Source organism: Tenacibaculum geojense, assembly GCF_042676005.1.
Taxonomy (GTDB): domain Bacteria; phylum Bacteroidota; class Bacteroidia; order Flavobacteriales; family Flavobacteriaceae; genus Polaribacter; species Polaribacter geojense.
Genome location: NZ_JBHTJR010000031.1, coordinates 35,206 through 41,305 on the forward strand (window position 1 = coordinate 35,206; position 6,100 = coordinate 41,305).

Annotated in this window: 4 protein-coding genes; 3 read left to right on the top strand and 1 reads right to left on the bottom strand. The window is 30.6% G+C overall.

Translation table 11 applies throughout. The features are described 5' to 3' along the window. Nucleotides 1-52: 52 nt before the first annotated feature. A complete protein-coding gene (locus tag ACFQ1U_RS06295; RefSeq protein ID WP_386106465.1) occupies nucleotides 53-685 on the bottom strand; it encodes a hypothetical protein in 633 nt (210 codons plus the stop codon). Between the two features lie 106 nt (nucleotides 686-791). Here ACFQ1U_RS06295 and ACFQ1U_RS06300 point away from each other — a divergent pair, with 106 nt between their 5' ends. The 3 genes from ACFQ1U_RS06300 to ACFQ1U_RS06310 form a co-directional block, all read left to right on the top strand. Next, nucleotides 792-1,334, top strand: a complete 543-nt coding sequence (locus ACFQ1U_RS06300) for a Smr/MutS family protein (RefSeq protein WP_386106467.1) — start codon at nucleotides 792-794, stop codon at nucleotides 1,332-1,334. A 46-nt stretch (nucleotides 1,335-1,380) separates the two neighbouring features. Beyond that, nucleotides 1,381-2,517: a cysteine desulfurase family protein gene (locus ACFQ1U_RS06305; protein WP_386106469.1), complete on the top strand. Its 1,137-nt coding sequence runs from the start codon at nucleotides 1,381-1,383 to the stop codon at nucleotides 2,515-2,517. Between the two features lie 566 nt (nucleotides 2,518-3,083). Further along, the coding region (locus tag ACFQ1U_RS06310; protein ID WP_386106471.1) for a cadherin repeat domain-containing protein at nucleotides 3,084-6,100 on the top strand (3,017 nt) is incomplete at its 3' end.

The following is a 6,100-nucleotide window of genomic DNA, read 5'->3' on the forward strand; positions in this document are numbered from 1 at the left end:
AAAGAATAGAAAGTAAAAAAGCGATGCACTTGTGTATCGCTTTTTTGTTGATTTAAAGTTGAGATTTTACTTCTTTAAAAATTAAAAATATTTCACCTGCTATTTGTTGGCTTGTTTTCAGATATTTTTCATGTTGTAGTGCAGAACCGTCATGTTTTTTTGGATCAGAGAAAGGTAAATGAAATCTGGAAATTGCTTCGGGAATTAACGGGCAGTTTTTATCTGCATTATCACAAGTGGTAATAGCTATAAATGGTTCTTTGTTGGTTTCTGTTTCGTAAAGTTTAGAATACCCTAAGGTAGATTTTGTGGTTCCAGGAAATGAAATTAGATATCTCGGGTTTTGATGAGAAAAATCCACAACATTAAATTCAAATCCGGTTTTTTGTAAAGACTTAACAGTGTTTCTGTTAAATGCGGTAACTTCAGTTCCACCAGAAACAGACTTTATGTTTTTTAATTCAAAGTAATGAGTAGCATAGAAACTCCAAACCTGTGCAAATTGACTTCTTCTAGAGTTATGAGTGCATATAAAATTTAGAATAACTTTTTTTTCATTTTTTAAATGTTGAACAATGCTATTCGCTATACTTTGTATTAATTTTTTTCTATCATTTGTTAAATGAATATTCTTTTTAGAAGTTTCAAAAAAAGTTTTAGTATTAATTGTTTGATTTTTTAACATACTTTCATTACGCTTTAAACATCATCATTCTTTACTTTTGTAGTCTAGTATTTAATAAGCAAAATTATAATTTGTTAATAAGTAAGTATTTAATAAAAGGTTAAGAATGTGTTTTGAAATTGGTAATAAAGTAGCTGTGGTTGATGATGTTATAAAGGGAGTTGTTACTGGTTTTAAAAACCAAATGGTTGTTGTTGAGGATGTTTCAGGTATGCAATACTTGTTTTCTGAAAATGAGTTGGTTAAAATAGAGCAAGATCAACATGAATTATCCAAATTTCTAAATATTAACAACAAGTTTTTAAAAGAAAAAGTTGGTCAGCAAAAAAGAAAAAAATCATTATTTAAAAAAACTAAAAATGAAGTAGTGATGGAGGTTGATTTACATGCTGAAAAATTAATGAAGTCAACTAAAGGTTTGGATAATTTTGACATTTTAAATGTTCAGCTAGATACTGCAAAAAGAAAGTTAGAATATTGTATTCAAAAAAGAATATCCAAGCTGGTTTTTATTCATGGAGTAGGTGAAGGTGTTTTAAAATCAGAACTACATACATTATTAAATAGGTACAATGTTTCTTTTTATGATGCCTCTTACAAAGAGTATGGGTTAGGTGCTACGGAAGTGTATGTGTATCAAAATCAATAAATCTATTATTAAGTTGTATTTTTGTGCTCGTTTTTAAATCTATTTTATGAAAACTGTTTATCTTGATAATGCTGCAACTACACCAATGGCAGAGGAAGTAGTTGAGGTGATGCGTAAATCGATGTTAGAAATGTTTGGTAATCCATCATCAACGCATCAATATGGAAGAAAAGCAAAAACAGTTATCGAGACTGCTCGAAAAGAAATAGCGAGTTATTTTAAAGTTTCTTCATCAGAAATAATATTTACTTCAAGTGGAACAGAGTCTAATAATTTTATTTTAAAAAATGCTGTTGAAAATTTAGGTGTAAAACGAATTATTACTTCAAAAATAGAACATCACGCTGTTTTACATGTTGTTGATTTTTTAAAGGAGAAATACAATATTGAAGTTGAATATGTAGCATTGGATAAGTTTGGTTCAATCCTTTTGTCTGATTTAGAGGATAAACTAGCTTCTTCTAAAGAGAAAACTTTAGTTAGCCTAATGATGGTTAATAATGAAATAGGAAATATACTACCTATTAAAGAAGTTGCTTTAATGGTAAAAAAATATAATGGATTTTTTCATTCAGATACCGTTCAGGCAATTGGTTATTTTGATTTAAATTTATCAGAAATCCCTGTAGATTTTATTACCGCAAGTGCGCATAAATTCCATGGACCTAAAGGTGTTGGTTTTGTTTTTGTAAGAAAAGGATTGGTTGTAAAACCAATGCTTTATGGTGGTAGTCAAGAAAAAGGAGCAAGAGCGAGTACAGAAAATGTTCATGGTATAGTTGGAATGCATGAAGCTTTACGTTTATCTATTAAAGATAGAGGTAATAATTTAATGCATGTGCAAAACATAAAAAACTATGTAATAGAACAGCTAAGATCATTGAATTCAGGTATTAGTTTTAATGGAGCTTCAGCTGACATTAAAAATTCTTCGCCAACAATTTTAAGTGTAAAATTGCCTATTAAAAACAATATGTTGCTTTTTAGTTTAGATTTAAAAGGGGTTGCTGCATCTGCAGGAAGTGCATGTCAGAGTGGTTCCAATAAAAAGTCTCATGTTTTAACTCAGGTTTTAGAAAAAGAAGACTTAGAGTTTTCTTCCGTAAGATTGTCTTTTTCAAAATATACAAAAATGATGGATGTTGATTTTTTTATAGAAATTATCAATTCTTTTGTTGTTTAGATTTTTTTATTTGTTTTAAGTATGGTTTAAAGAGGTTTTGGGTGGTTCCCTTACTTTTATATTGAGTTTTTTTTAAGTCTTCTTAGGATGCTTTTATTTTATTTATTTAAAATAGTTTATAATTATTTTATGTAGTTCTTGCATAGTTTGAAACTATAATCATGTTAACACAGTATAATTTTGTATTTTTTCTAAAAAAATAATGTGACTTAAAGAAAAATTTTGTTTCTTACTTACATACATATGCAAAATGAAGTATTATATTTGCATAAAATCAGTCCCCCCTCAATTAGTTACATGAACAAAAATTACATTTTGTTTAATGGGGGAGGAGGTATTTTATATTCTACTTCGCTTTTGATAATAAAATTCATATTCAATTAAATAATTTGTAATGTACATTTAACCCAAGTTAAATGTTTATTTTTTTAGAAAAAATAAAAATTTAGAAATTTACAGTTGTCAATTATTATCAATTACAGTCCATAATTGCACAGTTTTTTTCTAAATGTAATATAAAAAAGCAATAACTCAAGTGTGTCGGTACATACTTGTAATTATCAATTATGGAAAAAAAAGATTATTCTTTTAAGTTTTCTGCTAAGTTTTTTGGCGGAAAATTATTCATTACTTTATTATTTTGTTTCTTATCGTTTAATTTATTTGCTCAAACTACTATTTGGCAAGAAGATTTTACATATGGAAATGGAACGACTAACGGTCAGGGTACTCCCGCTAATGTTTTATGGTTTACTGAGGGTATTATCATATCCAATGGAAACTACAATGGTGGTGTAGATGTTTTTAATAATAGAATTTATGCATCTAATACTTCTAATACAAATGGTAGAGATCAATGGTTTGTGAGTCGCTCTAATCCTATAGAGATTGATGACTATGAAAATATCAGTATTTCAATGTTGGTTTCAAGTAACCTTAACCATGAAAATACTGATGGAGTAACGATTCAATATAATTTAGACGAAACAGGTTGGGTGAATTTCACAACTAATGGTCAATACAACGGTAATATTATTACTCCTACTACATCATCTGTCTCAAATTTAAATGGAAATAGTTTAAGGCTTAGAGTAATTTTTAATAATAACAACATAAATGAAATATACTATGTTGATAATATTCTTGTAGAAGGAACATTAAAAACACCAATTAATCAGTGTGACCCTGTAGCTTCTGGAAATACTAACTCAGACTCAGATAATGTTGCAGATATTTGTGATGCTGATGATGATAATGATGGTATTTTAGATTCAGTAGAAATGGGTAGCTGTAATAGTAGTAGCTCTGTGTTAAATTGGGATGCTATTTATACTGAGGGAGGTACTAATCAAGCCTCTGGAGACGACCCTTATTTAGTAAATGATACACCTGTTGCAGATGGCGTTACAGTTACTTTAAATAGGGAGGTTTCAAATAATATCACACAATATCATTATAGAATTAATGATTTTTTCTCAACAAATTCAACATATAATTTATATCAAAAAGCGGCTAATGGAGGTGAATCTTCTCATAGTTTTTCTTTTAGCGAACCTATTTACAATTTAGCATTTACGTTGTATGATGTAGATAGAGATCCTACAGGAGCGTCAGGGACCGCAAATTCAGGTTTTATTGATGAGGTTGTGATTTTAGCAACTACAGTAGATGGAACTATTCATACGTTAACACCTGCTGAATATACATTAGCAGATCAAACATTATCTTCAACCAATACGTTTACTGCTATTGGGGCTGATAATTCTAATACAAACATGAGTATCAATGGTATTCAGGCTTGGATTACCAACATTGAAATTGTATATAGAAACCTAACAACAGCACCTGTAAACACACAATTTCAGGCATTGTCTATAAGTAATTTTACATTTTGTAAAACAAAAAGAGATTCAGATGGAGATGGTACACCAGATTACTTAGATATTGATTCGGATAATGATGGTTGTTTAGATGCTTTAGAAGGAGGAGATAATATCCAAATAAGTCAAGTTAACTTTTTAACAGGAGAAATTACAGGTTCTGTAGCGGCAAATGGTGTTCCAGATGCTGTTTCGGGAAGTCAATCAGTTGGTACTTCTAGAGATTATAACCAAAGAGATGCCCAATGTGATGATGATAATGATGGAGTTCCAAATCAAGATGATGATTGTGCAGGTTTTGATGATTCAATAGATTCTGATGGCGATTCAGTTCCAAATGCTTGTGATATAGATAGTGATAATGACGGAATAACTGATGTAAATGAAAACGGATCAGAATGTTTTAATACACAAGCACAAGATTTAAATACACCAGCTTATGCTGAAAATACAAATTTAGTTTCCAATTTACCGTTAAATAATTTAGCGAATGGGCTTTTTAATTTTAATGCTACACTTAATGGTTCTGCTGCTTGGCAGAATGGAATTAGAATTGAAGATAATTATGGTCCAGAAGGAAAGTATTTATATGTGCAGCCAAATTCTACAAATCCAACTACAAGTACTGTTATTTACGAATTTGATTTTAATCAAGTAGTTAACGGATTTTCTTTTAAATCATCAGGATTTAATAATGCTGATGCAGTAGAAATAAGAGCTTTCCTAAATAATGTTCCTGTTACGGTTTCGTTATCAGACTTGTCTGATTTCTCAGATCCAACAGGTTGGACAACTTCAACAGTTGGAGATGGTGTCAAGGTTGTTAGCAGTAACACTAATGGCGGAGGTGGTGTTGTAGCTAATAATTATTTTACAACGAACATATCTGGATTAATAGATAGAGTAGAGCTTATAGCTTACAAAAATAATAGTAATGGAGGTGCTGTTACAATGGGATTTTCATTATTTAAATCTTGTACAGATCCTTTAGATACAGATGGAGACGGTACACCAGATTACTTAGATCTTGATTCAGATAATGATGGTTGTAATGATGTTATAGAATCAGGAGGTTTAGATGTGAATTCAGATGGAATCATTGATGGTTCTGGTATCAACGCTAATGGAACAGTTTCTGGTGCCTCTGGAGGTTATAATGGATTAACTGGTAATGAGGTGATTGCTACTACAATCACATATTTAGCTGTTATTAATAATCAAACAGTTGACGCAGGAGATGCTTTAACTATTAATGCAACTTCTGTAGCCAGTAACACTACTGTTTTTTCTGGAGGAACTCCAGATTACACTTCTGGTTCCGATTCTTCTTCCCAGTTAATGTATGAATTTTTAATTGATAGAGGAGATGGAAATGGTTATGTCTTATTACAAGCTAATTCACCAACTTCAATATATACTGATGATCCAATTTCTCAATCAGAAGCAGGTGATTATAGGGTTATCGTTACTCACAATAATAATGTTTGTATCAATGAAATAATAGATTTTACAGTTACTGTAAATTATATACCGATCGACTTAAGTGATGAGACCCAAACGGTTGATGAGAATACGGTTGCTACGGACACACCAGTGTTAAGTGGTACGCCAATCGGAGTTGTTACGTATGCAATTACCGGGGGAACAGATCAAGGATTATTTAGTATTGATCCAGCGACAGGAGAAGTAACTTTACCAGCACA